Annotated in this window: 21 protein-coding genes and 2 pseudogenes; 10 read left to right on the plus strand and 13 right to left on the minus strand. The window is 43.0% G+C overall.

The features are described from left to right. Nucleotides 1-32 precede the first annotated feature (32 nt). Complete coding sequence (murQ, locus tag AB4482_RS20630) at nucleotides 33-953, plus strand: N-acetylmuramic acid 6-phosphate etherase (RefSeq protein WP_032545650.1); 921 nt, start codon at nucleotides 33-35, stop codon at nucleotides 951-953. A gap of 117 nt (nucleotides 954-1,070) precedes the next feature. Here murQ and AB4482_RS20635 read toward each other — a convergent pair whose 3' ends face one another. Beyond that, the gene (locus AB4482_RS20635; RefSeq protein ID WP_010434845.1) at nucleotides 1,071-1,421 is read right to left on the minus strand and encodes a DUF2799 domain-containing protein; all 351 of its coding nucleotides are present in this window, start codon (nucleotides 1,419-1,421) and stop codon (nucleotides 1,071-1,073) included. A gap of 250 nt (nucleotides 1,422-1,671) precedes the next feature. On the opposite strand from AB4482_RS20635, the gene AB4482_RS20640 reads away from it, so the two are divergent. From AB4482_RS20640 to btsR, 3 genes are all read left to right on the plus strand, one after another. Beyond that, on the plus strand, nucleotides 1,672-3,162 hold the full coding sequence (locus AB4482_RS20640) for a carbon starvation protein A (RefSeq protein ID WP_372181558.1): 1,491 nt from the start codon (nucleotides 1,672-1,674) through the stop codon (nucleotides 3,160-3,162). Nucleotides 3,163-3,426: 264 nt separating this feature from the next. Then, nucleotides 3,427-5,097, plus strand: coding sequence for a LytS/YhcK type 5TM receptor domain-containing protein (locus AB4482_RS20645; protein ID WP_372181559.1), 1,671 nt, complete (start codon nucleotides 3,427-3,429; stop codon nucleotides 5,095-5,097). 92 nt (nucleotides 5,098-5,189) lie between these two features. Beyond that, nucleotides 5,190-5,921 carry a two-component system response regulator BtsR gene (btsR, locus tag AB4482_RS20650; protein ID WP_132744213.1) on the plus strand — a complete coding sequence of 244 codons (732 nt, stop codon included), beginning with the start codon at nucleotides 5,190-5,192 and terminating at the stop codon, nucleotides 5,919-5,921. Between the two features lie 83 nt (nucleotides 5,922-6,004). Here the strand turns inward: btsR and ispH are convergent, their stop codons facing one another. The 6 genes from ispH to murJ all read right to left on the minus strand — a co-directional run bounded on the left by ispH (nucleotide 6,005) and on the right by murJ (nucleotide 13,865). Next, nucleotides 6,005-6,961: a 4-hydroxy-3-methylbut-2-enyl diphosphate reductase gene (gene ispH, locus AB4482_RS20655; RefSeq protein WP_029235087.1), complete on the minus strand. Its 957-nt coding sequence runs from the start codon at nucleotides 6,959-6,961 to the stop codon at nucleotides 6,005-6,007. A gap of 156 nt (nucleotides 6,962-7,117) precedes the next feature. After that, entirely contained in the window at nucleotides 7,118-7,549 is a 432-nt protein-coding gene (fkpB, locus tag AB4482_RS20660; RefSeq protein ID WP_017059345.1) for an FKBP-type peptidyl-prolyl cis-trans isomerase, read from the minus strand. 149 nt (nucleotides 7,550-7,698) lie between these two features. Continuing rightward, a complete protein-coding gene (lspA, locus tag AB4482_RS20665) occupies nucleotides 7,699-8,199 on the minus strand; it encodes a signal peptidase II (RefSeq protein ID WP_372181561.1) in 501 nt (166 codons plus the stop codon). A gap of 157 nt (nucleotides 8,200-8,356) precedes the next feature. Further along, nucleotides 8,357-11,233: an isoleucine--tRNA ligase gene (ileS, locus tag AB4482_RS20670; protein WP_017059344.1), complete on the minus strand. Its 2,877-nt coding sequence runs from the start codon at nucleotides 11,231-11,233 to the stop codon at nucleotides 8,357-8,359. Nucleotides 11,234-11,296: 63 nt separating this feature from the next. After that, nucleotides 11,297-12,232, minus strand: coding sequence for a bifunctional riboflavin kinase/FAD synthetase (gene ribF / locus AB4482_RS20675; protein WP_017062867.1), 936 nt, complete (start codon nucleotides 12,230-12,232; stop codon nucleotides 11,297-11,299). Nucleotides 12,233-12,302: 70 nt separating this feature from the next. Then, a complete protein-coding gene (gene murJ / locus AB4482_RS20680) occupies nucleotides 12,303-13,865 on the minus strand; it encodes a murein biosynthesis integral membrane protein MurJ (RefSeq protein ID WP_372181563.1) in 1,563 nt (520 codons plus the stop codon). Between the two features lie 251 nt (nucleotides 13,866-14,116). Between murJ and rpsT the strand changes: the two genes are divergently transcribed. Continuing rightward, a complete protein-coding gene (gene rpsT, locus AB4482_RS20685) occupies nucleotides 14,117-14,377 on the plus strand; it encodes a 30S ribosomal protein S20 (RefSeq protein WP_004739529.1) in 261 nt (86 codons plus the stop codon). A gap of 277 nt (nucleotides 14,378-14,654) precedes the next feature. On the opposite strand, the gene AB4482_RS20690 is transcribed toward rpsT, so the two are convergent. Then, nucleotides 14,655-14,948 (minus strand): metalloregulator ArsR/SmtB family transcription factor, encoded by a 294-nt coding sequence (locus tag AB4482_RS20690; RefSeq protein ID WP_004735028.1) that lies wholly within the window; start codon nucleotides 14,946-14,948, stop codon nucleotides 14,655-14,657. Between the two features lie 100 nt (nucleotides 14,949-15,048). Further along, complete coding sequence (nhaR, locus tag AB4482_RS20695; RefSeq protein WP_017059341.1) at nucleotides 15,049-15,939, minus strand: transcriptional activator NhaR; 891 nt, start codon at nucleotides 15,937-15,939, stop codon at nucleotides 15,049-15,051. A gap of 389 nt (nucleotides 15,940-16,328) precedes the next feature. Here nhaR and AB4482_RS20700 point away from each other — a divergent pair, with 389 nt between their 5' ends. Next, nucleotides 16,329-17,474, plus strand: a complete 1,146-nt coding sequence (locus tag AB4482_RS20700) for a Na/Pi symporter (protein ID WP_017059340.1) — start codon at nucleotides 16,329-16,331, stop codon at nucleotides 17,472-17,474. Nucleotides 17,475-17,733: 259 nt separating this feature from the next. On the opposite strand, the pseudogene AB4482_RS20705 reads toward AB4482_RS20700, so the two are convergent. Together AB4482_RS20705 and AB4482_RS20710 are read right to left on the minus strand one after the other, a co-directional pair. Then, nucleotides 17,734-18,030: pseudogene (locus AB4482_RS20705) on the minus strand (thymidylate synthase); the annotation flags it as partial. Nucleotides 18,031-18,168: 138 nt separating this feature from the next. Further along, a complete protein-coding gene (locus AB4482_RS20710; RefSeq protein ID WP_372181564.1) occupies nucleotides 18,169-19,341 on the minus strand; it encodes a hypothetical protein in 1,173 nt (390 codons plus the stop codon). A gap of 143 nt (nucleotides 19,342-19,484) precedes the next feature. Here AB4482_RS20710 and AB4482_RS20715 point away from each other — a divergent pair, with 143 nt between their 5' ends. Next, nucleotides 19,485-20,711: a chromosome partitioning protein ParB gene (locus tag AB4482_RS20715; RefSeq protein WP_102305302.1), complete on the plus strand. Its 1,227-nt coding sequence runs from the start codon at nucleotides 19,485-19,487 to the stop codon at nucleotides 20,709-20,711. Nucleotides 20,712-20,758: 47 nt separating this feature from the next. Here AB4482_RS20715 and AB4482_RS20720 read toward each other — a convergent pair. Continuing rightward, nucleotides 20,759-21,061 (minus strand): annotated as a pseudogene (locus AB4482_RS20720) (type I restriction enzyme endonuclease domain-containing protein); the annotation flags it as partial. Between the two features lie 85 nt (nucleotides 21,062-21,146). Between AB4482_RS20720 and AB4482_RS20725 the strand changes: the two are divergent. Continuing rightward, nucleotides 21,147-21,908: an IS5 family transposase gene (locus AB4482_RS20725; protein ID WP_108161985.1), complete on the plus strand. Its 762-nt coding sequence runs from the start codon at nucleotides 21,147-21,149 to the stop codon at nucleotides 21,906-21,908. A gap of 337 nt (nucleotides 21,909-22,245) precedes the next feature. On the opposite strand, the gene AB4482_RS20730 is transcribed toward AB4482_RS20725, so the two are convergent. Beyond that, nucleotides 22,246-22,680 (minus strand): toll/interleukin-1 receptor domain-containing protein, encoded by a 435-nt coding sequence (locus AB4482_RS20730; protein WP_233435520.1) that lies wholly within the window; start codon nucleotides 22,678-22,680, stop codon nucleotides 22,246-22,248. Between the two features lie 855 nt (nucleotides 22,681-23,535). Here AB4482_RS20730 and AB4482_RS20735 point away from each other — a divergent pair. Together AB4482_RS20735 and AB4482_RS20740 are read left to right on the plus strand one after the other, a co-directional pair. Next, a complete protein-coding gene (locus AB4482_RS20735; protein ID WP_233435521.1) occupies nucleotides 23,536-23,712 on the plus strand; it encodes a hypothetical protein in 177 nt (58 codons plus the stop codon). A 1,290-nt stretch (nucleotides 23,713-25,002) separates the two neighbouring features. Then, complete coding sequence (locus AB4482_RS20740) at nucleotides 25,003-25,476, plus strand: GNAT family N-acetyltransferase (protein ID WP_004734802.1); 474 nt, start codon at nucleotides 25,003-25,005, stop codon at nucleotides 25,474-25,476. Nucleotides 25,477-26,333: the final 857 nt, after the last annotated feature.

The following is a 26,333-nucleotide window of genomic DNA, read 5'->3' on the forward strand; positions in this document are numbered from 1 at the left end:
CATCATTTTAGAATCACCATTTAAGGATCATTATGAGTAACGACGCTCTCATATCAGCGCTCTCGCACCTCGTTTCGGAGGGGAGAAACCCTGACACTATGGATATTGATCTGCTCACCTCTCTCGAAGTGGTTGAAAAGATTAACCAACAAGACAAGCAAGTCCCGCTGGCGATTGAAGCGGAACTGCCACAGATCGCGAAAGCGGTCGATAAAATTGCTCATGTCTTTCAAAACGGTGGTCGACTGATTTATATGGGCGCAGGCACCAGTGGTCGATTAGGTGTGTTAGACGCCTCAGAATGCCCACCGACTTTCGGTGTTTCGGACAAAATGGTTATCGGCTTAATTGCAGGCGGACCAGAGGCGATTTTAAAAGCCAAAGAAGGTGCAGAAGACTCGCTAACTCTCGGCATTGAAGATCTGAAAGCGATTCAGTTTTCAGAAAATGATGTCGTGGTAGGTATTGCTGCGAGCGGTCGCACACCTTACGTGATTGGTGCACTCAACTATGCCAATCAGCTTGGCGCAGTAACGGTTGCATTATCTTGTAACCCTGACTCTCCAATTGCTGAAATCGCTCAAATCGCAATTAGCCCGGTGGTTGGCCCAGAAGCATTGACTGGTTCAACACGACTCAAATCAGGTACAGCACAAAAGCTGGTGCTTAATATGCTGACCACTGCCAGCATGATTCGCATTGGTAAGAGCTACCAAAACCTTATGGTCGACGTAAAAGCGACCAATGAAAAGTTGGTTGCCCGCGCCGCTCGTATCGTTATCCAAGCAACGGAGTGCGATAAAGCACTGGCGGTGTCGACACTTAAAGCGACTGATTACGATGTGAAGTTATCTATTTTGATGATTCTAACAGGGCTAGATTTAGAGTTAGCCAAGGCTCAGCTTGATAAGCAAAATGGCTTCTTGAGAAAAGCCGTCGAGAATAATCAGTAATCTTAATTTGGCTTGTAGCTTCTCATTTAGACAGCTACTTCAACGACATACAAAAAGACCAGCACACACGCGGTACTGGTCTTTTTTTAGTTTTAATTTTTTATGGCTAGCTTGGGCTTAATAGTCGTTTGAGAACTCGTCCCAGCCGCGTTGCCATTCCATACGGAAACGTTGAGCGTCTTCCGTACCAGAACACACGCCTTCATACACCTGACCAGATAAACCAATCTGATAAGCATGGTTCGGATTACAATATTCAGTCACACCTAGGTGATAACCTTCTGTGTAACTCGCTTGATCGACAGCACCAAGCGCGGTCATATCTGAATACGAACGCTGAGTGTGGCCTTTGATGCCATCACGGTAGCCGATCTCTTGCCAATTGCCTTCAGCGGCTAAATCTTGAACATTAGCGCTGCATCCTGCAAGGCTAAATGCCACAGTGAATAGTGCGATTATTTTTTTCATTTCAATCCTTTATTTTTACAGAGCCACTTCCTGACGAAGCATTGCTTTGTTTGTGATTCTCCGCTGAACACCAGTCGATGTCCACTCATTGTCTAATCTTCGCCACTTTCGTCCAATAACAAACCATTCAATCAGTCATAGCACCACTAAATTTGCTATTCGACCACTCACTCAAGAAGCGGAAGTTTATTCTCTTCGACTTCTTTAATATACACCCTGACTTAATTAATACATTCAGGGATAACAAATTATGATGTGGTTTCTTACCTGTGTTGCAGCACTCATTGGTGGCTACTTTATTTACGGTGCCTTTATCGAGAAAATTTTCGGTATCAATGAAAAGCGTCAAACACCAGCTCATACTAAGCAAGATGGCGTGGACTACGTTCCAATGTCGACGCCAAAGGTTTACCTAGTTCAACTGCTTAACATCGCGGGTGTAGGTCCAATCTTCGGCCCTATCATGGGTGCCCTTTACGGCCCAGCAGCAATGCTTTGGATCGTTCTAGGTTGTATCTTCGCAGGTGCAGTACACGACTACTTCTCAGGTATGTTATCTATCCGTAATGGCGGAGCTTCGGTTCCAACCATCACTGGACGTTACCTAGGCAATGGCGCAAAACACTTTATGAACATCTTTGCCATTGTTCTACTGCTTCTTGTTGGTGTGGTATTCGTATCTGCTCCAGCAGGTATGATCACTAACCTAGTGAACGACCAAACTGATTTCGCGATGTCTGCAACTACGATGGTTGTTATCATCTTTGCTTACTACATCATCGCAACGATTGTCCCTGTCGATAAAATCATTGGTCGCTTCTACCCACTGTTCGGTGCACTGCTTATCTTTATGTCTGTTGGCCTAATCACTGCGATTGGTCTATCTGACGAACACCAAATCATGGGGGGCTTTGAGATCAGCGACATGTTCACCAACATGAACCCGAATGACCTACCACTTTGGCCTGCTCTCTTCATCACTATCGCATGTGGTGCTATCTCTGGCTTCCACGCTACTCAGTCTCCTCTGATGGCGCGTTGTATGGAAAACGAGAAGAACGGTCGCTTCGTATTCTACGGCGCAATGATTGGTGAAGGCATCATCGCTCTAATCTGGTGTGCACTTGCTCTGTCTTTCTTCGGTTCGGTTGAGTCTCTGTCTGACGCAATTGCAAACGGCGGCCCAGGTAACGTGGTATACAGCGCTTCATTTGGTCTACTGGGTGTATTTGGCGGTATCCTTGCTTTCCTTGGCGTGGTTATCCTACCAATCACTTCTGGTGACACAGCGTTCCGTTCAAGCCGTCTTATCCTTGCTGAATACTTCAACATGGAACAGAAAACACTGCGTAACCGTCTACTAATGGCGTTACCACTGTTCGTTATCGGTGGCATCCTGACTCAAGTTGATTTCGGTATCATCTGGCGCTACTTCGGTTTTGCTAACCAATCAACAGCCGTAATGATGCTGTGGACAGCTTCAGCTTACCTACTTCGCCACAACAAACTGCACTGGGTAACAACTGTTCCAGCTATCTTCATGACGTCTGTGTGTATCACATTCATCCTGAACAACAGCCAACTGGGCTTCGGTCTACCAATGCAAATCTCAACCATCATTGGTGTGGTGAGTGCGCTAGGTGTTGCGGCTTACGTTATTAAAATTTCAAAAGGCAAAGGCGATATCGACCTAGCTGATGAAGAAGAGAAAGAAGCAAAAGGCGTCACCAAAACAGCCTAGTTCTTTAAGGCTCTTGGGAACAAGAGACCAATCTTCATAGAAAGAGATAAAAGAACAGCCAAACACAACTTCGCTTGCTCCCGTAATCACTCAGTGATTCGTGGAACCTAAGACTAAAGCCCGTCCACTGTGATGGGCTTTATTGTTTGTAGGCGTTAGTGCTTTCAACTCTGGGAAGCGAATATAGGCTACTAAAACACAAGCAAAGCTACCGTTACCAAGCAATGAGCTTTACACTTAACAAGCGTCTCAATAGGTGAAAATATGGAACTCATTCTCTCTCTGCTGCAACAAACCTGCGTCTACTTAGTGATTGCTTACATGCTGAGTAAAACCCCACTGATTCTCCCTTTGTTGAGCATCTCTTCACGCTTAGGCCATAAGATCAGCTGCTACGTTCTGTTCTCCCTATTCTGTATTATGGGCACCTATTTCGGACTGCAAATCAATGATGCCATCGCCAACACGCGAGCGATGGGCGCGGTAATGGGCGGTTTGTTTGGTGGTCCTGTAGTTGGCTTTTCGGTCGGCTTTACTGGCGGGATTCATCGCTATTCATTGGGTGGATTTACGGACTTAGCTTGTGCTATCTCAACGACAGCAGAAGGCTTGATTGGTGGCCTGCTGCATGTGTACTTAGTCAGAAAGAACAAAGCCAGTCAGCTGTTTAATCCGCTGGTAGTGTTCTCTGTCACCCTATTTGCAGAAATTATTCAAATGTTGATTCTGCTCGCAGTCGCCAAACCATTTGAGCAGTCCTACGCGCTTGTTTCCGATATTGCCGCGCCAATGATCATTGCCAACTCTGTGGGTGCAGCACTGTTCATGAGCATCATCCAAGACAGAAAGACCATCTTCGAGAAATACTCCGCCACCTTCTCACGCCGCGCACTTACTATTGCCGAGCGTTCGGTAGGTATTCTGCATGGCGGCTTCACTTCCGATAACGCACAAAAGATCGTGCGTATCGTTTATGAAGAAACTAATGTTGGTGCCGTGGCGATTACCGACCGAGAAAAAATCCTCGCGTTCGTCGGCATTGGCGATGAGCACCATATTCCAAATACCCCTATTTCATCGCAAAGTACCCTCACCTCGATGGAAAAGAACGACATCATCTACCTTGACGGTAAAGAGAATCCATACCAATGTTCTCTATCTCAAGATTGTAAGTTGGGCTCTGCACTAATCATTCCACTGCGTGCTGGTAACGAAGTCGTCGGCACCATCAAACTGTATGAGCCAAAGCTGAAGCTATTCTCGACCATTAATATGTCGATGGCAGAGGGTATCGCTCAACTACTGTCGAGTCAGATCCTGTTCAGCAACTATCAGCAGCAGCAAACGTTACTCACCCAAGCAGAGATCAAGCTGTTGCACGCTCAGGTTAACCCGCACTTCTTGTTCAATGCGCTCAACACCATTAGTGCTGTTACACGCCGTGACCCTGATAAAGCACGAGAGCTTATTCAGCACCTGTCTCACTTCTTTAGAAGCAACCTTAAGCAGAACATCAACACCGTGAAACTCAAAGATGAACTGGCACACGTCAATGCGTACCTCACCATTGAGAAAGCACGTTTCACCGACCGATTAGAAGTCGAATGGGACATCGACCCACAGTTGTACGAATCTCAACTGCCGAGCTTTACTCTGCAACCATTGGTTGAGAACGCCATCAAACATGGTATTTCGAACATGTTGGAAGGTGGCACAGTAAAGATCTACAGCGAACCTTTCGGAGGTGGATTCAAACTGATCGTCGAAGACAATGCAGGCAACTATCAGAAACCATCTCAAGATCATGTCGGATTAGGTATGGAGATTGTTGATAAACGACTCACTAATTTCTTTGGACAAGACTCAGCACTAAAAATAGAATCTCAACCACAGCAATTTACTCGAATGAGCTTTATCATACCTATACTAAAATAACGGTCTTTTCGTGGGTGATAGCTTCTCGGTAAGCATATTTAGAAGACATATATAGAAACAAGCAGGGATAGAATCAAGATGAAGATTGTAGGATGTTAAAAGCACTAGTTGTCGATGATGAGCTTTTTGCTCGCGAAGAGTTGATTGAGCTGCTGACTGAAACAGGAGAAGTGGAAGTCATTGGCCAAGCGAGTAATGCAATTGAAGGGCTAAAGCAAATCAACCTTCTCAAGCCTGACGTGGTGTATTTGGACATTCAAATGCCGCAGGTTACTGGGATTGAATTGCTGAGCATGCTTGACCCGGAAACCATGCCTTATGTGGTGTTTGTGACCGCCTACGATCAATATGCGATTCAAGCCTTTGAAGACAATGCCTTTGACTACCTACTCAAACCCGTCGAACCTTGTCGATTAAACAAGAGTGTTTGCCGTCTGAATAAGGTCATCAAGCAGAATCAGAAAGCGCCAGCACAAGACATCTCTGCGATTGCTCCCTGCCACTTAGAGCAGATTCCGTGTATTGGTCATAACCGCATTGTGATCATGGCAAGCCAAACGGTTGAATGCGCCTATTCTGATATCAGTGGCGTGCATGTTCGTAGCTCATCACAAACAGCAACCTCGCAACTAACCCTGAAGATCTTGGAAGAAAAGACCGATTTGATCCGCTGCCATCGACAATATTTGATCAACATAAAATCGATCCAAGAGATCAAGTTACTAGAGAATGGATTAGCCGAGATCATCACACTGACGGGCTTTGAAGTCCCGGTGAGTCGTCGCTATCTCAAGACGTTAAAAGAGCAACTCGGCCTCCAGTAAACAAATTTCAGGTTTAGATATAGCACGATCAAAAAAGCCAACGCATCAACGTTGGCTTTTTACTGTTTAAGAATCGATAGAAATTAGTCGACTTGCTTAATCTGTAGCTCTTTTGGTACTTCAAAGAACATGTTCTCTTCACGACCTTGAATCTCTTCAACGTCAGTCGCACCTAGCTCACGAATACGATCTAGAATTTGGTTTACCAGCTCTTCAGGAGCAGAAGCACCGGCTGTTACACCGATTTTCTTTTTCCCTTCAACCCACTCGGTTTGAATGTCTTCAGGACAGTCAGTTAGGTAGCCTGGTGTGCCTAGTTTCTCAGCTAGCTCTTTTAGACGAGTTGAATTCGATGAGTTCTTAGAACCAACCACTATCACCACATCAACGTCATTCGCCATCTCACGCACAGCGTCTTGACGGTTTTGAGTCGCGTAACAGATGTCGTCTTTACGTGGGCCTTGAATCTCAGGGAACACTCGACGTAGCTCTTCAATCACATCTGCAGTTTCATCTACTGATAGCGTAGTTTGGCTAACATAGTGCAGGTTACTTGGATCATTCACCACGAGGTTCTGTACGTCCTCTGGTCTTTCAACCAAGTACATACCACCAGTTTGGCTCGCGTACTGACCCATAGTGCCTTCCACTTCAGGATGGCCGGCGTGGCCAATCAGTACCACTTCCATATGTTTGCGGCTCGCACGAGCAACCTCCATATGAACTTTAGTCACCAAAGGACACGTCGCATCAAATACCGTTAACTCACGCTCTTTCGCTTCTTTACGAACCGCTTGAGAAACACCGTGAGCCGAAAAGATCACGATGTTGTCGTCTGGCACCTCACTCAGTTCTTCGACAAAAATAGCACCACGCTGCTTGAGCCCCTCAACAACAAAGCGGTTGTGTACCACTTCATGGCGAACATAGATCGGTGGCTGATACATTTCGAGTGCACGCTCTACGATGCTGATCGCACGATCGACACCGGCACAAAAGCCACGAGGGTTAGCTAACATTATTTTCATTTCATTGCTCATCATTTACCGCGGTACTAAGGTTGCTTCTATAGAGTTCGCCGTCAGCGAGGTTCGCATTCTACAGTGAAGCGTCTAGACAGTGAAGCTCTGGGTGAGATCACAGCTGTAAGGCTATCTTATTCTAGCGTGAAGACAGCTATTCTAACGTTAAGAGAGTTATTCTACCGTTAAGATATTGACGTCAAAGCTAACGTCTTGACCAGCGAGTGGGTGATTAAAATCAACCGTCACTGAATCACCTGCGATCTCAGTAATAATACCTGGAATTTCCATACCGTCAGGACCTGAAAATGCCATGATAGTGCCCACTTCAACTTCAGAGTCGCCAACAAACTTAGCACGATCCATATAGTGAATATGATCTGGGTTTGGCATACCAAACGCGTCTTCCGCCTTCAGTTCGATAGACTTTTCAGTGCCGGCTTCAAGTCCAAGTAAGCACGCTTCAAAGTTCTCACTTAGGCTGCCATCACCCATGACGAACTTCGCTGGTTTGCCCATGTTCTCCGTACTATCGGCAACTGAACCATCCTTCATTTTAATCGTAAAATGTAGAGTTACTGCTGAATCATTTTTAATTGCTGCCACGTTACTTTCCTTAGACTTCTTTATTATTTGAGGATGCGCTGTGCTTTGCTTCCTTGTTGACTGAAGCATAAAAAAAAGCGCCGTCGGAATCAACCGACAGCGCTTAGGGCTATTCTATTCTGTGAGTCATAGACTGACTTTGAAGCAAGCTATTTGCTTTCGTCTTTCTTACGGAAACCATCTAAGATGATCATCGCAGCACCGATACAGATTCCCATATCCGCTAAGTTAAATGCAGGCCAGTGGTAAGTGCCCCAGTAGAAGTCTAAGTAATCGACAACAAAGCCATGTACGACTCGGTCAAACACATTACCTACTGCACCACCAATGATGACCGCATAAGCAATGTTATTCCACTTCTCTGTTGCTGGTAGTTTGCTCATCCAGTACGTCAGCATACCTGTTACCGCAAATGCGATACCCGTAAATAACCAACGCTGCCAACCACTTTGATCACTCAAGAAGCTAAACGCTGCACCGTAGTTATGCACGTACAAAAAGTTAAAGAATGGCAGCACCTCAATACGGTTTGCCCAACCATAACCCATATTGTCCATGACAAAGAGTTTAATGCCGATATCAGCCAAGAAGACCAATAGAGCCAGCCATAACCAACGTACACCAGATTGTTTTAACGAAACTTCACTCATTTCTATTCCTAGTATTTACGAAGTTGGTATTCATTGTTAGTCACCTTACGTGACCTTGATTACCAACTTGGTTAAACACATTTCCTATAACTAAAAATAACCCCAGTTGATACTGGGGCTATGATTTTTACAAAAAGTTCAGTCTTTCTCTGAGTCGTTATGCGAACTTACGCACTTCGCCTTCACCGTCGATGTTCGACACACAACGACCACAAACTTTCTCGTGACCTTCGATAGTGCCTACATCTGGAGTGTGGTGCCAGCAACGGTCACACTTCTCAGCTTCAGTAGCCGCAACTTCAACGAATAGACCAGCAACGTCTGTCGCTTGCGCTGCATCAGACTTCTCGCTCAGTGGCTTAACAACAGCTGCAGAGGTGATAAGTACGAAACGTAGCTCATCTTCTAGCTTGTTGATTTTAGCCGCTAGTGCATCGTCAGCGTATAGAGTAACTTCAGCTTGCAGTGCACCACCGATCGTTTTCTCTTTACGAGCATCTTCAAGAAGCTTGTTCACTGCGCCACGAACAGACTGGATTTCAGTCCAGAATTCGTTGCTTAGCTCTTCGCCTTCTGCAAGACCAAATAGACCTTCGAACCACTCACCTGTGAATACGAACGTGTCGCGCTGCTCTCCAGTTGGTAAAGAGCTTGGCATTTCGTTCCAGATTTCATCTGCAGTGAACGACATGATAGGTGCCATCCAACGAACTAGAGCTTCTACGATGTAGTAAAGCGCCGTTTGACAGCTACGTTGAGCATGGCTGCCCTGCTTCGCTGTGTACTGACGGTCTTTGATTACGTCTAGGTAGAAAGAACCCATTTCGATAGAACAGAACTGCATTAGACGTTGAGTCACACCGTGAGTGTTGTACTCGCCGTATGCTTTAACAATCTCTTCTTGTGCAGCTTGAGCACGGCCAACAGCCCAGCGATCAAGTGCAACCATCTCTTCAGCAGGAACTAGGTCAGTTTCAGGGTTGAAACCGTTCAAGTTCGCTAGGAAGAAACGAGCCGTGTTACGAATACGACGGTAAGCATCCGCTGAACGCTTCAGGATTTCATCAGAAACCGCAACTTCACCCGTGTAGTCTGTAGAAGCAACCCATAGACGCAGGATATCTGCACCTAGCTTGTTGGTTACGTCTTTAGGAGCAACAACGTTACCGATAGATTTAGACATCTTACGGCCGTTACCATCCACCACGAAACCGTGTGTTAGTACTTGCTTGTATGGTGCTTCGTCTTTCATCGCGATAGATGAAATTAGAGAAGACTGGAACCAGCCACGGTGTTGGTCTGAACCTTCAAGGTAAAGATCAGCACTGTGAGTGCGCTCTTCGTTCGGGAAGTTGTACTCTTCGCGAGAATCAACAACAGAGAAGTGCGTAACACCTGAGTCGAACCATACGTCTAGCGTATCCATTACTTTTTCGTACTTATCAGCGTCTTCTGCGCCCATAAGTTCAGCAGCGTCTACATCCCACCAAGCTTGAATGCCTTTCTCTTCAACTAGCTTCGCAACTTTTTCAATAAGCGCTGGGCTTTCTGGGTGAAGTTCTGCTGTTTCTTTATGAACAAACAGAGCAATTGGCACACCCCAAGTACGTTGACGAGAGATACACCACTCAGGGCGACCTTCAACCATGCCTTCGATACGGCTTTGACCCCATTCAGGCAACCACTCAACACTCTTGATTGACTCTAGTGCTTTAGCACGTAGGCCAGCTTGATCCATAGAGATGAACCATTGTGGTGTTGCGCGGAAGATGATTGGAGTTTTGTGTCTCCAACAGTGTGGGTAGCTGTGCTCGTAAGCGTGGTGATGCAGAAGTGCACCTTTCTCTTTTAGAACTTCTAAAACAGAGTCGTTCGCTTTGAATACGTGCTGACCAGCAAATAGCTCTGTATCTGGCAGGTAAACGCCGTTAGAACCAACTGGGTTAGCGATTTCTAGGTTGTACTTTTTACCAACCACGAAATCTTCTTGACCGTGACCAGGCGCAGTGTGAACCACACCAGTACCTGAATCTGTTGTTACGTGATCGCCAAGAACTGCAGGAACAGTAAAGTCGTAGAACGGGTGGTTGAACTGAGAAAGCTCAAGATCAGCACCTGTAGCAAAACCAAGGTTGTGGAAGTGCTCGATACCTGCACGATCCATTACGTCTTTTGCTAGTTCAGAAGCAACAACGATACGTTGAGCAGGCTGGTCGCCATTCGCTTCAACTTGGATAAGCACGTATTCAAGATCATCACGTAGACATACTGCGCGGTTAGCAGGCAGAGTCCATGGTGTTGTTGTCCAGATAACGATAGAAATTTCGCCTTGACCCGCATGACCTTCAGCTAGAGTAAATTTCTCTAGAAGCGCCGCTTCGTCAGCTGCTGTAAATTTCACATCGATAGATGGAGAAACTTTATCTTTGTATTCAACTTCAGCTTCAGCCAGAGCAGAACCACAATCAGTACACCAGTGAACGGGTTTGAAACCTTTAAGAAGGTGACCTTTGTCTGCGATTTTGCCAAGAGAACGAATGATGTTCGCTTCTGTGCCAAAATCCATAGTGCGATAAGGTTTGTCCCACTCGCCCATGATGCCAAGACGTTTGAAGCTCTCTTTCTGACCTTCAACTTGACCCGCAGCGTACTTTCGACACTCTTCGCGGAATTCAGCCGCCGAAATCTTCTGACCAGGCTTACCTTTCTTCTTCTCAACCATTAGCTCGATTGGAAGACCGTGACAGTCCCAACCAGGGATGTACGGTGCATCAAAACCAGAAAGGGTCTTAGATTTGATAATAATGTCTTTAAGAATCTTATTCAGCGCGTGGCCAATGTGAATATCGCCGTTCGCGTATGGAGGGCCATCATGCAGTACGAAAGATTTTTTACCTTTCTTTGCCTTACGGATTTCGCCGTAAAGATCTTCTTTGTACCAACGCTTCAGCATTTCTGGCTCACGATTTGCCAGATTGCCGCGCATTGGGAACCCTGTTTCTGGTAAGTTCAGGGTATCTTTATAATCACTCATCGATTCTTAATTCCGTTATATTGGGCGAAGTTAGACATTATGTTAATCGGTGGAATCATCCGATTAATTCTTTAGCTGAAGCAGCCACACCCTTGCGGCTTCAGCATCCAATTCTATTTGATTCTTTAGTGCGTCGAACGATTCAAATTTTATCTCGTCGCGCAGTTTGTGCAAAAGTCGTACTTCTAACTGTTTACCATATAAATTGGCTTTAAAGTCAAAAAAATGCACTTCCAATTGCTGCCTTACCCCATTAACTGTTGGTCGTTGTCCAATATTAGCAACGCCACCGACAGGAACACCGTCGATATCCAAAGCTTCAACAACATACACTCCCGATACAGGAGAAACACAACGCTTTAATGGAATATTAGCGGTAGGGAAACCGATAGTTCTCCCTAGTTTTCGACCATGGGACACTCGACCACTAATACTGTAATCACGTCCTAACATGGTAGCACTTGCAGCCAAGTCATCGACCGCTAATGCATTTCGTATCTCAGTACTGCTTACTCGTAATTGGTTTAAGCAATAGCTTTGGGTGCTGACCACCTCAAAACCGTACTTCTCGCCCGCCTCTTTGAGCATAGCGAAATTACCGGTACGACCTTTACCAAAGCAAAAATCGTCACCAACCACCAAGAACTTCACACCAAGCTTATCAACCAAAAGATCCTTAATGAATGCTTCCGCGGATAAACTTGCAAAATACTGATTAAAATTAACACACAATAAGCGACTGATATCTAGCTTACTCAGTTGCACGTATTTGTCTCGTAAACGAGTTAAACGTGCTGGCGCTCTATCTCGGGCAAACAGCTCCATAGGCTGCGGTTCAAACGTCATAACAACAGAAGGTAGCCCTAATGCTGCAGCTTGTTTAGAAACCTGACTCAAAACCTCTTGATGTCCTAAATGAACACCATCGAAGTTACCTATGGTTAATACACAGCCATGATGCTGCGCTTTAATATTGTGTATACCTCGGATCAGTTCCATTATGATCAGCTAAAACCTGTTATTTGCATCATTTATTGTGTGAAACCGACGGATTATATACTAATCAGTATTAATCTGTCGCTGCTTTTAAATGTTTTACTCGGATACCTAAAACCAGTACCGAAACAATATAAACAAAGCCACCAAGTCCAATCAAGCCTGTTAGCATCAGCGCTCTCTGACTAAAGCTCCATTCAAGCCATTGTTGCATATTCTCTAACTGCCACAGAATTGCCGCGACCATCACGCCGCCAGAGACAATTAACTTCGCGCAGAACAGCAAAGTGGTCTTTGTCAGCTTATAGACACCAGCAAGGTGTAAACCGCGATATAACAAGGCCATATTTACAAAGGCTGACAGAGCGGTTGCAATTGCCAAACCTATATAGCCATAGAAATAAGCAAAGATAGCGTTAAATACCATGTTCGTGACCATCGCGATAATGCCGTACTTCACTGGGGTTTTAGTGTCTTGACGAGAGTAATAACCCGGAGCTAACACTTTAATCAGCATGAAGTTAAGCAAGCCAGAGGCGTACGCTACTAAAGACATTGATGCTTGCTGTACATCGTGTGGAGAGAACTCACCACGCATAAATAGCACCATCAACATGGGTTTAGCTAAAACGATAAGACCTAACATCGCAGGAATACCAAGCAGCAACACCATGCGCACGCCCCAATCCATGGTATGCGCGAACCCTTCCCCTTGAGCATCTACGTGTTTACGAGACAAAGCAGGAAGAATCACAGTCGCAATCGCGATACCGAATAAACCCAGAGGAAATTCAAGCAGTCGGTCTGAGTAGTACAACCAACTGATAGAGCCTGTTGCGAGGAAGCTGGCAATAAAGGTATCAAACAATAAGTTGATTTGGCTGACCGATACACCGAACAGAGCAGGGATCATTAATGTGCGGATCTTAACCACACCCGGGTCTCTCCATCCCCACTTCGGCTTAACCAACACACCCGCTTTGATCAAGAAAGGCATTTGGAAAAGGAATTGGACTAAGCCACCAAGAAACACACCAATAGCCAAACCAATTTCTGGTTGTTCTAAATTAGGTGAGATAAACCATGCAGCGCCTATGATCATCACGTTCAAGAACACAGGAGTAAAAGAAGAGACCGCAAATTTACCTAATGTATTAAGAATGGCACCAGATAAAGCGACGAAGGTGATAAACCATAAATAAGGAAAGGTAATCTTGAGCATAAAGCTCGCTAGCTCAAATTTGGGTGCTGATGGGCCATCATTTAGCCAGTCGATAAACCAACCCGCACCAAACATCGCGGTGATCACGCCAGAGCCCAATACCCCGATGACGGTGACAATAGAAACTAAAACCCCGAGCGTCCCCGACACCTTAGCAATTAAATCTCGTGTCTTATCTTTATCACCTGCGGCGTGATATTCCGTTAATACAGGAACAAACGCTTGAGAAAACGCACCTTCTGCAAAAAGTCGACGTAAGAAATTAGGAATTTTATTAGCGAAGAAAAATACGTCGGCACTCGCTCCTGCCCCCATCAAATTTGCTACTACTACATCACGTACTAGCCCCAATACACGGGAAACAAAAGTCATTGCGCTGACAATCAGGCCTGACTTTAATAGTCGTTTACTCACAGAAACCTCTGACACTGGTTGATTACTTTCAAGCGAGGATAAATACTATCCTGTCCTAAGAAGCATATTTATTAGCATTGGTCTAAAAATGCTGTTAGAATCCCCGCCATCTTAACCGCGATGACCTTTCCATACCAAAGTTTGTTTGGCTACGATTGGTTTTTGCACAAATCATTTGACAATTAAGCGCTAATGAGGGATAGTCCTCGCCCTTAAATTGTCACCGAACTAAGTTTTTGGGAGTTAGACCCTTGGCAAACAGTAAATCTGCTAAGAAGCGCGCTATCCAAGCTGAGAAACGTCGCCAGCACAATGCTAGCCGTCGTTCTATGATGCGCACTTACATGAAAAAGACTATCGCAGCTATCGCAGCTGGTGATAAAGAAGCTGCAACTGCTGCTCTTGTAGAAGTTACACCACTTCTTGACCGTATGGCGACTAAAGGCCTTATTCATAAGAATAAAGCTGCACGTCATAAGTCTCGTTTCGCTGCTGCAATCAAAGCTCTTTAATAGAAATTTGATTACAACGCAAAACGAAAAAAACCGGCCTAGGCCGGTTTTTTTATATCTAAATTTTGAGTAACGCTTTTATTTTACGTGCTAACAGCCGTTTTTCTGACCGATAAACAATTTAAGCAGATAGATAAAACAAACAATCAGAAAAATAAATAGAGAAGCAAATTGGTACGTAGATAGATAGGTAAACACTAACGTTCAATGTGAAATGCTAACACTTCCTTGTGTCATTCTATCGCTGATAAGAAATCCCCCTCCCACCAGCAATAAGCTACTTGCAGTAAATACCATGCAGTAGGTTAATCATCGCTTTTACTTCTTCACTACTCAATGTGTAATACACAGTTTGAGCTTCTTTGCGAGTTTCGACCAAACCATCTCTTCTCAACCAAGCAAGATGTTGAGATAAAGCAGACTGACTCAGTTCCAACTTGCCACACAACTCCCCAACCGACAGTTCAGTGCCATGTAATAGGCACAAAATCTGTAAGCGACGCTCGTTAGCCATGGCTTTGAGTAGAATCACAGCTTGTGCTGAGTTCTTCTCCATCTCTTTTAAGTTCATAGTTTGGCTCCCTACAACCTTTACGCCAACTACAGGCTATCAGTATTTCCGGCATATTGCGGAGTTATGATAATCGATATCAATTCATTAACAAACTATCTCACTCGAACAATTTGCTAAAATCTGCGTCACATACGTTTTTTACTGCTGGATGTTGGATCATCCTCTCAGCAAATATGACGTAGTACTCCTCTTTTAACTCTTCAATACCGCCTAATAGTTGCAGTGATGTGTCGTCTTCCACTTCAGACATATAAATCGTCGGTGCTAAAAATATTACGTCATGATGGTAACGAGCAAAAGCCTTCATCAATGCGGCATCATCAAACTCACCTAAAATATCTGGCTTAAGCCCTTGTCTATCAAACCATTGCAGCACTTTACGACCCATTGAGGTTCGGCTGCCAGGGATCAAAAGCTTTCTTTGCTCCAATACAGCAGGGAAATTAACCCCTTCAACCTGACCTGAACTAAAAAAGCTCATTCCACTCTCACCCAGCTTTTTACTGAACAGGCCCGGGCTTTGACTAGAGTCCACCGGACAGTCAGACAAAATCATATCGAGCTTATGTTGAGAGAGTTGCTCAAGTAGCATTTCATGGGTCGATTCAAAACAGCGCAAGTGAATGCTGTTATCTGGAGGGATGGTCGACATCAGTATCTTACTGACGAGTCTTTTAGAGAGCGCATCCGCGACGCCAACATCAAACAGAATATTGGAGTGCTGGCTGTAATTCACGATGTCCAGCATCTCGTAACTCAGGCCAAACATACGATCGGCATATTTAAAGACCAGTTGCCCAAGCTCTGTAGGCTCAACACTTCGGCCATTACGCTTGGTCAACTTGCCATCCATGCGTTCTTCTAAGGCTTTTATCTGCCCCGTTACCGTTTGTGGTGTTAGGAATAGGGCTTCTGCAGCTTTAGTAACAGAGCCTTGCTTGCAAACCATCCAGAAGTAATACAGATGGTTGTAGTTGAGATGCGACATAGATGTGCCGTAATAAAAGAGTAGATACCCTTTTATATCAAATATGACACCGCCACTCAACAAACTCGAAAAAACCTAACCAAACATAGATTTACCACTTATTTTTTCGAAGTGTCTGATTTCATAATGTAATATTTCATCGATTATTTTCAATTTTTTTCTAACTTTTAAGATCTATATCACCTATAGAATTTCCATTAAAAAACAATTTAAAACAACAACTTAAAACAACCACATTAGCAATTGGAATATTTAAAGAGTAAATCATCACAAAAAAGTCGCACCTAAACCAAAATGTAATATTACTGAAATATTTCCCCTCTAACATCACGCTCAGATTAAACAAACAGACCAAACACAGACTTAAACGGTCCAATGGAGAAAACATTATGAACCAAGCTACTACTGCAGCAGCGCCTATCTCGAGCACTACTCGTTGGCTACGCTGGGCTAACTTGGCATTCATGCTTTACCTACTATTACTTTCAGTTTCAATGGTTGGTACAGGCTTCAAATGGGCAACAGGCGAGCAAGCAAAGGTTCTTTTCGAATTTGCTTCACACCCAGTTGCAGGCTTAATGATTGGTTTAGTAGCAACAGCGCTTATTCAATCATCAAGTACAGTTACTTCAATTATCGTTGGCCTTGTGGCAGGTGGTTTACCTGTTGAGCTAGCAATTCCTATGATCATGGGTGCTAACATTGGTACTACGGTAACCAATACGCTAGTTAGCCTTGGTCACGTTCGTTGTAAAGAAGAGTTCAAACGTGCATTCGCAAGTGCGACAATCCACGACTTCTTTAACCTATTAGCCGTTGCTATCTTCCTACCACTAGAGATGGCGTTTGGAATTCTAGAGAAAATTTCTCACTGGTTAGTATCACCGATGCTAGCAACAGGTGATATGAGCATGGGTGGTCTTAACTTCATCAAGCCAATCACTAAGCCTGTTGTAAGTGCGATTAAAGAACCACTATCAACGTTTGGCGACACTGTTGGCGGCATCATGCTTATCGCTCTAGGTATCGCAACTATCTTCGTAGCTATTACTGTAATGGGTAAGCTGATGAAGAGCCTAATGGTTGGTCGTGCTCGTGAGATTCTAAAGAACGCAATCGGTCGTGGTCCAATCCACGGTATCGCTTCTGGCTCTATCGTGACTATCCTTGTTCAGTCTTCTTCTACGACAACAAGCTTGATGGTTCCACTAGTAGGTTCAGGTGTTCTTAAAGTACGTGACGTTTACCCATTCACTCTGGGTGCAAACATCGGTACATGTATTACGGCTCTACTTGCAGCTACAGCAGTGTCTGGTGAGTTCGCAGTATTCGCACTACAAATTGCTCTAGTACACTTGGTGTTCAACATCATGTCAACGGTATTCATCTTCGGTATCCCGTTCCTACGTGAACTTCCAGTTAAAGCGGCAGACATGATTTCAGACATGGCTGTGAAGAACAAAGCTGTAGTGGCTGGTTACCTTGTTGCGGTATTCCTTGTACTGCCTGGTAGCGTGTTAGCTCTTACCGCTTAATAGCAAAATAAACATCGCTTATAGCAAAGCCCGCTACCTCCTAGGTTGCGGGCTTTTTCTTTTTAAGAGCAGATACGGGATTCGTGTAAGCGAGTATCGAAGAGAAAGAGCCAATGCGCGTTGAGAGTATACGAGTAACATAAAGCATCACACAGCATATGATTTCTCTGCTCTTCGAATCTCGATTACTCGTCACTGTAACTTAGATACAAAAAAGGCTGCACAGAGGCAGCCTTTCAATCAAACAAAGCGAGTGAGATTAAACCGAGAATGGGTACTTAATCGCTTCGTGGCATTCGTAACCTTCAACCCAGAAGTCATCCATCGTTACCCATGTTTCCAAATCTTCTAGAGACTTAATCTGAGGATTGATATGGAATGTTGGGCCAGCTAACGGCTCACGCTTTAACTGGATATCACGCATAGGTGCAAGTTGATCTTCGTAAATATGAGCATTTACTAGCTTATGGTAAGCCACGCCAGCTTTCTTACCCGTGATTTGCGCTATGATAGCTAGGAAGACATACACTTGAACCATGTTGAAGTTCAGGCCTAACAACTTTAAACCCCAAAATTATTCGCACACTACGATGTTTCAAAAGGGTTCAATGCCAATTTTAGCCTCTATTTTCACTGTGAATTACCAACTATGCACAATTAATATTGTATATTATGAATCGAGAAAAATAAAAACTCACCTACTAAAAACGCTATAAAAATAGTCCGCCAACCCGTTTCTGAACTCACGAGTTGAATTGGCTGCGTTTTTATACAAGCGGCCATTTGAATCTAGTGCCATCACTTCGCAGTCATTCCAATGCGTAGCCTTCTTACTGTAATCAAGGCGACCTAAAACTAAGCCTGCATGACTAACATCTTGAACACTCGCACCATCAGAAATTAATCGATATATGACTAAAGCCAGTGCTTGCCATATTTGCGCAGATAAACGAAAACCAGCACGTTCAGCCTTGCCTCCTTGCTCTAGGGGAGTAAGCCACGAACTCAAGAATGCTTTTATATAATCAAGGTGGCCTTTAGCAAGACACTCTGAGACTTTCTTACCAGAGTGAGTTGTCACATCATCTGACATCTTACAAATCTCTTGAACATGCGCACCAGCAATCGCTCCCACTAAAAACTTAAACAAGATGTACTCTGTTGTTAGGTAACTCTCAGACATTTTTACATGTTTGGACTTGTCGGATACTCCTCCAAAACCTTCCAAATTTAAATAATCAGCAAGCCTCAACACATAAGACTTCAGAGGAAAGGCGTTGTTGACCTGCGAGAATTGACTGAGGTGCAACCCAGAATGTTGCCGATTAAATTTAAAGAATAACTCTTTAACTTGCTCTTCATCGATGCCGATTTCATCATCAAAAATAACAGTCAATACAACACTTTGAACGGCTAACATTTGTCGAAATACGCTTTTCTTCTTTATTTCTGAAACACTTAATCTAGACGAAAAAAGAGGCGTTCTGATGCCAAGAGATTTTAAGACAGCAGTCAGAATCAAAACCTCCCCCACAACAAAGCTGGAAGAGCGATCATATGTAACCTTTGCAGTACCGCCAGCCAAAGAGAGAGTCGGTTTTCCATCCAGCACTATCGTGAGTGAGATTGGTGCACCGATCACCCCTTGAGATAACTCTTTTTCCAAATCAGCCTGAATGTCATTAACCCTTTTAAGATTAGTTTTATTTTTAGCCGCATCGAAAAAGACCTCCAGCTTAGATGGAATTCGATTAACAAAAAAATAATTTTCAAGCTCAATAGCTGGTATGTAAGTTACTAAACTTTTTATTGTTTTATCTGAACTAGCAATCAAGCAGCCCGTTAAATTTAACTCAGACAACTTCAACCTCGTGTCCTTTAAGCACTCTTCAAAGCAGTCTAACGAAAACAAACAAATTGATCAGACTTTATGTCTGATCAATAATGGCGACGCAAAAATCAACCATTCCATAACTGCCACCGCTAATACAGACTTATTTGGTAATACAGATGAACGATGACAATGAACGCACTCAATTAGATGAAATTGGAGATAATTCTTTAGCAAACTCAGTAAGTAGTAGTTTGGTAAAGAAATACGAAAATAAAGAAAGTTCTAGCTACCTTGCTAGCTCCAAGGTGATTGTCGAAACGTCGAGTGAAGTCCTTAGCTCTCAAAGTATCTATGATATTTTTAAATCCAAATCTAGGTACTACGCTGGGATCAAGTCCGTTAAGACCAGCCTCAAACACATAGAAATTTTCATTTCACCTCAATTGGCACGGGATATGTTGCAGTTTTCGCAACGCGGTGCCGTGAACAAGAAAAATAAGAATAGGAAACTTAGCAAAACCAAGGTAAACAAGTATACCGAAGCAATGAAAGCTGGAAAATGGTGTCTGACTGGAGAACCCATTATCATCTCGTATGATGGAGAGATTCTCAACGGACATCACCGCTTGCAGGCATGCCTAGAAGCAGGTGTGGGATTCATATCAACCGTCACATACGGCGTAACCGATGATTTATCTTTTGCTCATATCGATGTTGGCAATATGCGTTCTAGAGCGCAAGTCTTAGAAATGTCAGGGGTAAAAGTCAGCGCCCCAACCTTGTCTCGCGTAGCGATGTTGGCAAAAGCCTTTGATATGACGAAGAACAAGTACAATTTTAGAGGAACCCAAGGCACCTCTTTTCAGCCTGCTGAAATTCTCAGCTACGTTGAAGAACACGAAGAGCTAGCGCTCTCAGTGGATTTTGCGTCAACCATTGTTAAGCGTCACAGGCTAGAAAGCCAAATTTCAGAACCGATATACGCATTTGCGCATTATTTGATAACACAACACTTAAAAGAGATGGTGTTTGACGGCTTACCCGTCACCCCTGAGGTTTACTTAACAAGAGTGATCTCTGGTTTAGGGTTAAACTCAGAAGAAGATATTGAGTATCAAGTTCGTAACTATCTACAGTCTCTGGTACGTGAATCTACATCTTATGCTCTATTGTGTAAGTTATCCGCGATCTTTAAGGGCTGGAATCTTCATTTAAATATCCCCGTAACTGGCAATAAAGTAAGTGTGAAGCGAGTCGCTCAATTTAAAAAAGATGCTGAAGGAAATAAACTGCCACTACCATCAGCAGGGAATATCAACGAAGCATTCACTGTGCCTTGCTTACCCAAAGGCACAACGCCTAAACGCATCCTCAAGCAAAGTAATATTCAGATAAAAAAATAGCGAATTTAATTGTACAAAAGGCAAGGTATTAACCTTGCCTTTCTCATTTACTTATACCAACCATCAGCCAACACTTCAGCCTGCTCCAGCACAAGCTTAATTGCTTCTTCAGCGGCATCAGGCGGGTATTTCCATCTACGCAGTAATCGACGTACAAGATTGCGCATACGAGCACGAACACTATCCCTCTTTTGCCAATCAACCGTAGCTGACTTACGCAGTTGTTGAGTCAGTTCAATAGCAAGCTTACGTAAGTTGTCATCACCAAGCTCTCTAACCGAGGATTCGTTGTCGACCAAAGCACGATAGAAGGCAATTTCGTCGACAGAAAGGTTGAGCTTATCTAGGGCGTGTTGATCTTTCGTGAGTGTTTTTTGAACAGCATGGTAAAGAGTTATAATTTGCTTCGCCAAAAGTAAAACCATAACCAATACCATGCCAAGAACAATGCTAACTGATATTCGCTGGAAACTGCTACTCCAAGTTATGAAAAGTACAGGTCGTATTTACGATAAAACTGAACATCGAATGACATTTGAAGGAATACTTTATCGAATGAGAACAGGTATTCCTTGGCGAGATCTACCCTCTGAGTTCGGAGAGTGGAGTACCGTTTACAGACGATTTAATCTTTGGTCAAAGAAAGGGATTTTAGATAATCTTTTCAAAAGCTTATCTAACATGGCTGATTTTGAATGGATATTTCTTGATGGCTCTATAGTTAGAGCACATCAGCATAGTACAGGTGCAGCTACTGAAAGTTCAGAGCAAATAGGAAAAAGTCGCGGGGGCAACTCAACCAAAATTCACTTAGCCGTAGATAGTGGTGGCCTGCCGATTTGCTTTGATTTATCAGAGGGACAACGGCACGATATAGTGCATGCCGAAAGCTTAGTTGAGCAACTCGATGAAGTTAATACCATCGTTTGTGATAAAGGATATGACAGCGAACCTTTCCGTACTTTTGTTAAGGAACGTGGCGGAGAAACGGTAATTGCTAAACGCAATTACGGACAAGATATAGACAAAGACAGTATGGATTGGTGTCTATACAAGTATCGTCACTTGGTCGAAAATGCCTTTGGGAGAATTAAGCATTATCGATCTATTTCAAGTAGATATGACAAGCTAGAAAGGAATTATGCCAGCATGTTATCGCTGGCATTCATGTTAATGTGGCTACCGATGTATTGTTGAACGCGAAATGTACAGCAAAGATCAACACGCCCTAGTAACAAAGCACTTAGCAAACGCATTCTTGAGCATGCTACCAAACAATATGAAGTATCTTCGCCGGATAGAGTAGTAATTGACGCTCTGACTCGGTACTACTCACAAGTTGATCATGTTCTAAAGTCCAAAGAATCAACTTTTGAAAAAGAGCTTTCAAATTTGAGGGGGAGACCCATTCGATAACATTGCGGTCATTGACACTAAAGTATGTTGTTTAAAAAGCTTGGCTACTGATGTCGCCAAGCTTTTTTAATGACTGTTAAGTATAGGAACTTAATAAGTTTAGCGTTTAATCATCGCCCTAAACCTGTACCAACTCGGCGATTTTTTCTGCTACAACTATCATAGAGTCCTCTGAAGTATCCAGACCAGTTCTAGAAGCAAGCATTGGACTAACATTTCTTAAAGCATCATAAGATGTATTGTGCACGATAGGAATCAACTGGTTACCTGCTAATAAAGTTGAGAGTTCTTTATCAGCTACACTCTCTTTAGGTAATCGATCTAACATTGCAGGAGTTACCAATACAAGACCAATTCGAGAGTTTGCTAATCCCTTATCGATGGCTCTCATCATTGGGACACCCAGACCAAGATCCTTCTCACTAAACCAGACTTTGACACCTGCTGCCTCTAATAAATCATGCAGCTCTTTAGCTGCTTCTTTGCGATCGCCCCAAGCGTGACATAAGAAAACATCACGAAGATCAGGCTGCTGCGCTGCACGAATCTCCACTGTTTCTCTGATTGGTGTGAGAGATTGAATTTGAGCGGACGTATATAAAACAGGTGAATTTGACTTAGACCAGCGTGGTTTTCTATTGCTATTTGTTCCGCTGTTGCCACTAACTTGAGGGGATGAATAAGATGGCGATGAATATGAACTGTAACCGCCTCCCGAGTAACGGCTATAGCGCCCACGACATGCTGGACAGTTGGCTGCGGCACTTGCTGAACGGTGCCCTCTTGATGGTGCTGTGCATCTAGTCATTTTCACTTACCTCTCTAGTACAATAAACGTTCTGGGAAAGCTGCTTGAATTATTACGAGGGTGTACAACAAGCAGTTCAAGCCAAGGTATTTAGAAAGACCAAAGTACAACATATGGTGTCATTAAAACCGAAGCACTATAGATATGGGAATAAAAATCCCACACTCAAGGTGTAGGTATTAAAAGGATTAATAGAGTGACATATTAATAGAATCGCATCACACATTCATGCAATTGACAATAAAAGCGATTACAAGTAAATCTTCAGCTAATATATTGACGGTTAATCTAGCTAAATTTGAGAACATTGGAATTAGTAAGGTCCATAACTCGCTTTTGTCTCCAAACGTAGTGCTGCGATACCATGCTCACCAGCGGCTCTTTCATCATCCGGCATAATGAGCAATCATCAATAAGGTATTGGCTATATGAAAAAAATCTAATACGGGCGTGGTTATATTCTTGATAACCTTTAGTCATCCGTCTTTTTCTCAGGATACGATAAACGAAGGAAACTCAATCACAAACAACTGTCGTGAAGTAGGTAAAACAGCACAGTATTTCATGACTTTTCGACAAATGGGAATGGAATACAACACGATGGAAGAAACCCTAAAGGGAACCACAAAAAGTGTTGATGCGTACATCAGTGGTAAAATTATTATTGGAGACGTATTTGAATACCCAATTGTTCAAGGAAAAGAAGAAAAACAACAAATGTCCACACATTATTCAGAATATAAAGCAGGTGAGTGTTTAATGGGTTATATCAAGTAACATTGTCCAATTCTTGTCACTAAGGTGTAATTTTGAGTCACCAACGTTTAAGGCAATAAATCTAAGGCGCTTTTGTCCCAAAGCATGGCATCCCAAAGCATGGCGGCATAACACGCCTCTGGACAAAAGCGTGTCAGTGATTTTACTAATTTAGTAAACAATGAATTACTACAAGTATATAAAGTCGTTTAATCAACTTCCATGAGTGATGTCAATCTGAGTGATATGTCGGCCAAGCACAGCATTTTTGTGAATCGTTGTATTTTTATCACAGGTTTATCCAATACAGTCCCGCTTTAGACGTAAGAAGCTACGCTGCTATCAATTCATTAGGAGCAACATCTTATGACTATTAGATAAAACCGACATTAACGTTGAACTTTATGAAAACAATACATCAAGGTTTGAACTGGCAACTTAATAAATACGCTTTCATTATGTAATGATTTTACTTACAAAGTCATACTGTCATAGACAAAAGATTCCGTAATAATACGTCAAATGGTATGAGTTAAAACTTATATGGCGGTTCGTATCATTGGTGTTAAGTTTGGCTACACCAATTACGCAAACTAAAAAAATAGTGCAGAAAAGCTTTCGATAACATTAGCTTCAATATTCCAGGGCTGTGTCTATTTTTGCATTGCGATTGGCCATCTTCGATAACATCAAGATTTGGCCTACACTAAAACTTCAGGGTAACCAGCACTCTTTCTTTAACGCTTACCGAACTAGTTGTCCAAATTTAAACAAGTGGACTCGATATGAGAACAAGTGCGCCTAATGAGAGAGCACTCGTCAATGGAATGAACGTCAGTGTTGAATGCAAAGGCGATAAGATATTGGCCACCATTTTAGCTGATAAGTGATATACAAAATGTAGCTGGCTGAGAACACATTAAAGTTATCTTTAATCACACTCGTCAGCATTCTATCAGGGAGTTTGTTTTGGGTTTTGTGACGGCACTATTGTAAAAATACTATACGTACCCTCTTTTTGAATCATCGTGGGCAACGCTTGGAACTAATATTTCTGTCATGGGGGCAGACAAAATAGGAAACAATAACTTCCATCATCGTTTTTAATTAAGATATACATATACCTTAATTAAAAAAATTGGCGCGTTCTAATATGCGCCAGATAAAGAGATCTATAAGATACTTGAAGAGTCTATGTTAAAAGACAGGAGCAAAAGCGACATTACCATTTTGATAACTCAAGATTAGCTTATCAAGATCCTTACATTGGCCAGTTACTTTTAATGAAACACCTACCCAAGGTAAATAAGCATGAATAAAATTAGCTTTTTAAAAATAAACAATACCATTATCAATGACATTATTGATCTCTCAGTGGAAGAGTCTCAAAAACAACTCATTGCTAACAACGCAGAGTGGCTTGCAGAAGCCAGTTTTAACGACGATAGTATCAACTATGGTATTTACTTAAACAATAAACCTGCGGGGCTAATCTCTCTGATTGACCCTAGAATACTGGACACACACGATGAACACTTTCAAAAGGAGCATTTATATGTATGGCGCGTCATGATTGACCATCGTTTCCAAGGAAAAGGATTGGGGAGTCAAGCGATTAACTTCAGTAAGAAATACGCTTCCATTACCGGTTTAAAAGGCGTCTCCCTGACCACGATGGATAAAGAAAAAGGCAATGCGCTCTCTATTTATCAAAAGCTTGGTTTTATACCAACGGGCAGAAGACTTGATGATGAAATTGAATTAATTTTTGGCTTAAAGGAATGAGTGGATAAACAAGTCAGATGGTGTGTCTGGGACGGCTATTTGGCCGCCTCATTTTATACTTCAACTGTAAAGGTATTGAAGAGTTCATTCAAAAACGCTGACCCCTCGTGCACTCTCACCTCCCCCCGGTCACAGAGTAACCAACAATCAAATTGACTCTTATTCAGTCTCCGTAACCTTTAAAGATCTTGAATCGCTTCGATGAGCTTTTTGACTGGAGTATGGTCTGACTCTATCCTATTGTCCATACTATCTAAATATGCTGACTACCTAGAGTGAAGAAAGAAAAGGTGTTGGGCCTTTTCCTAACCATTAGTTTATGTATTGTAAAAATAGATTGCCGATGTAGTTCACTCATCGAAGTGAACACACAATGGGGCACTTTCGAGTTAGAAAGTGCCACGAGTCAAAATTCAGGTCTATGAAGCCTCTGGACAAAAACGCGTTAAACTCAAAACTCTAATTCACTTAACTGATATTAGAAAAAGTATCTTGAAACCTTAAAGCTGAGAGGTTGATACGGCGACGTTGAACAATGAGTCTTAGATCTCTAATCAGTCACGTTAGTATGGGTGAAGCCTGAAAGTGATAGACTGAGAAAGCGTATTAATAATAACCAACAAAAGTCTGGTGAGTGTGTTACCTTGGTTGTTATCCCTACCGCTTAGTGGGGACTTCTTTTCTTTTCCGAACTCGCATCTCGGCACTCCTTAGTTGCCCTCCTAAGCCTCACCGCAGGCTTAAATTATGTCCATTTCAACTCAAAAGTTAAGAAACATCTTCAAACTCACTAGAATTGAAAATGTAGAAATCAACAACGACGTACCCCATTTCGCACCTTGGTTACCACTTGCTCA

It is taken from the genome of Vibrio sp. 10N.222.55.C7, assembly GCF_041473335.1.
In the GTDB taxonomy this organism is placed as follows: Bacteria; Pseudomonadota; Gammaproteobacteria; order Enterobacterales; family Vibrionaceae; genus Vibrio; species Vibrio crassostreae_C.

Bases quoted from the DNA above. Each gene is read 5' to 3' on its own strand.
- murQ (WP_032545650.1), top strand. From the start codon at position 33: ATGAGTAACGACGCTCTCATATCAGCGCTCTCGCACCTCGTTTCGGAG.
- AB4482_RS20635 (WP_010434845.1), bottom strand. From the start codon at position 1,421: ATGAAAAAAATAATCGCACTATTCACTGTGGCATTTAGCCTTGCAGGA.
- AB4482_RS20640 (WP_372181558.1), top strand. From the start codon at position 1,672: ATGATGTGGTTTCTTACCTGTGTTGCAGCACTCATTGGTGGCTACTTT.
- AB4482_RS20645 (WP_372181559.1), top strand. From the start codon at position 3,427: ATGGAACTCATTCTCTCTCTGCTGCAACAAACCTGCGTCTACTTAGTG.
- btsR (WP_132744213.1), top strand. From the start codon at position 5,190: ATGTTAAAAGCACTAGTTGTCGATGATGAGCTTTTTGCTCGCGAAGAG.
- ispH (WP_029235087.1), bottom strand. From the start codon at position 6,961: ATGAGCAATGAAATGAAAATAATGTTAGCTAACCCTCGTGGCTTTTGT.
- lspA (WP_372181561.1), bottom strand. From the start codon at position 8,199: ATGAGTGAAGTTTCGTTAAAACAATCTGGTGTACGTTGGTTATGGCTG.
- ileS (WP_017059344.1), bottom strand. From the start codon at position 11,233: ATGAGTGATTATAAAGATACCCTGAACTTACCAGAAACAGGGTTCCCA.
- ribF (WP_017062867.1), bottom strand. From the start codon at position 12,232: ATGGAACTGATCCGAGGTATACACAATATTAAAGCGCAGCATCATGGC.
- AB4482_RS20690 (WP_004735028.1), bottom strand. From the start codon at position 14,948: ATGAACTTAAAAGAGATGGAGAAGAACTCAGCACAAGCTGTGATTCTA.
- nhaR (WP_017059341.1), bottom strand. From the start codon at position 15,939: ATGTCGCATCTCAACTACAACCATCTGTATTACTTCTGGATGGTTTGC.
- AB4482_RS20700 (WP_017059340.1), top strand. From the start codon at position 16,329: ATGAACCAAGCTACTACTGCAGCAGCGCCTATCTCGAGCACTACTCGT.
- AB4482_RS20715 (WP_102305302.1), top strand. From the start codon at position 19,485: ATGAACGATGACAATGAACGCACTCAATTAGATGAAATTGGAGATAAT.
- AB4482_RS20725 (WP_108161985.1), top strand. From the start codon at position 21,147: ATGCCAAGAACAATGCTAACTGATATTCGCTGGAAACTGCTACTCCAA.
- AB4482_RS20735 (WP_233435521.1), top strand. From the start codon at position 23,536: ATGGAAGAAACCCTAAAGGGAACCACAAAAAGTGTTGATGCGTACATC.
- AB4482_RS20740 (WP_004734802.1), top strand. From the start codon at position 25,003: ATGAATAAAATTAGCTTTTTAAAAATAAACAATACCATTATCAATGAC.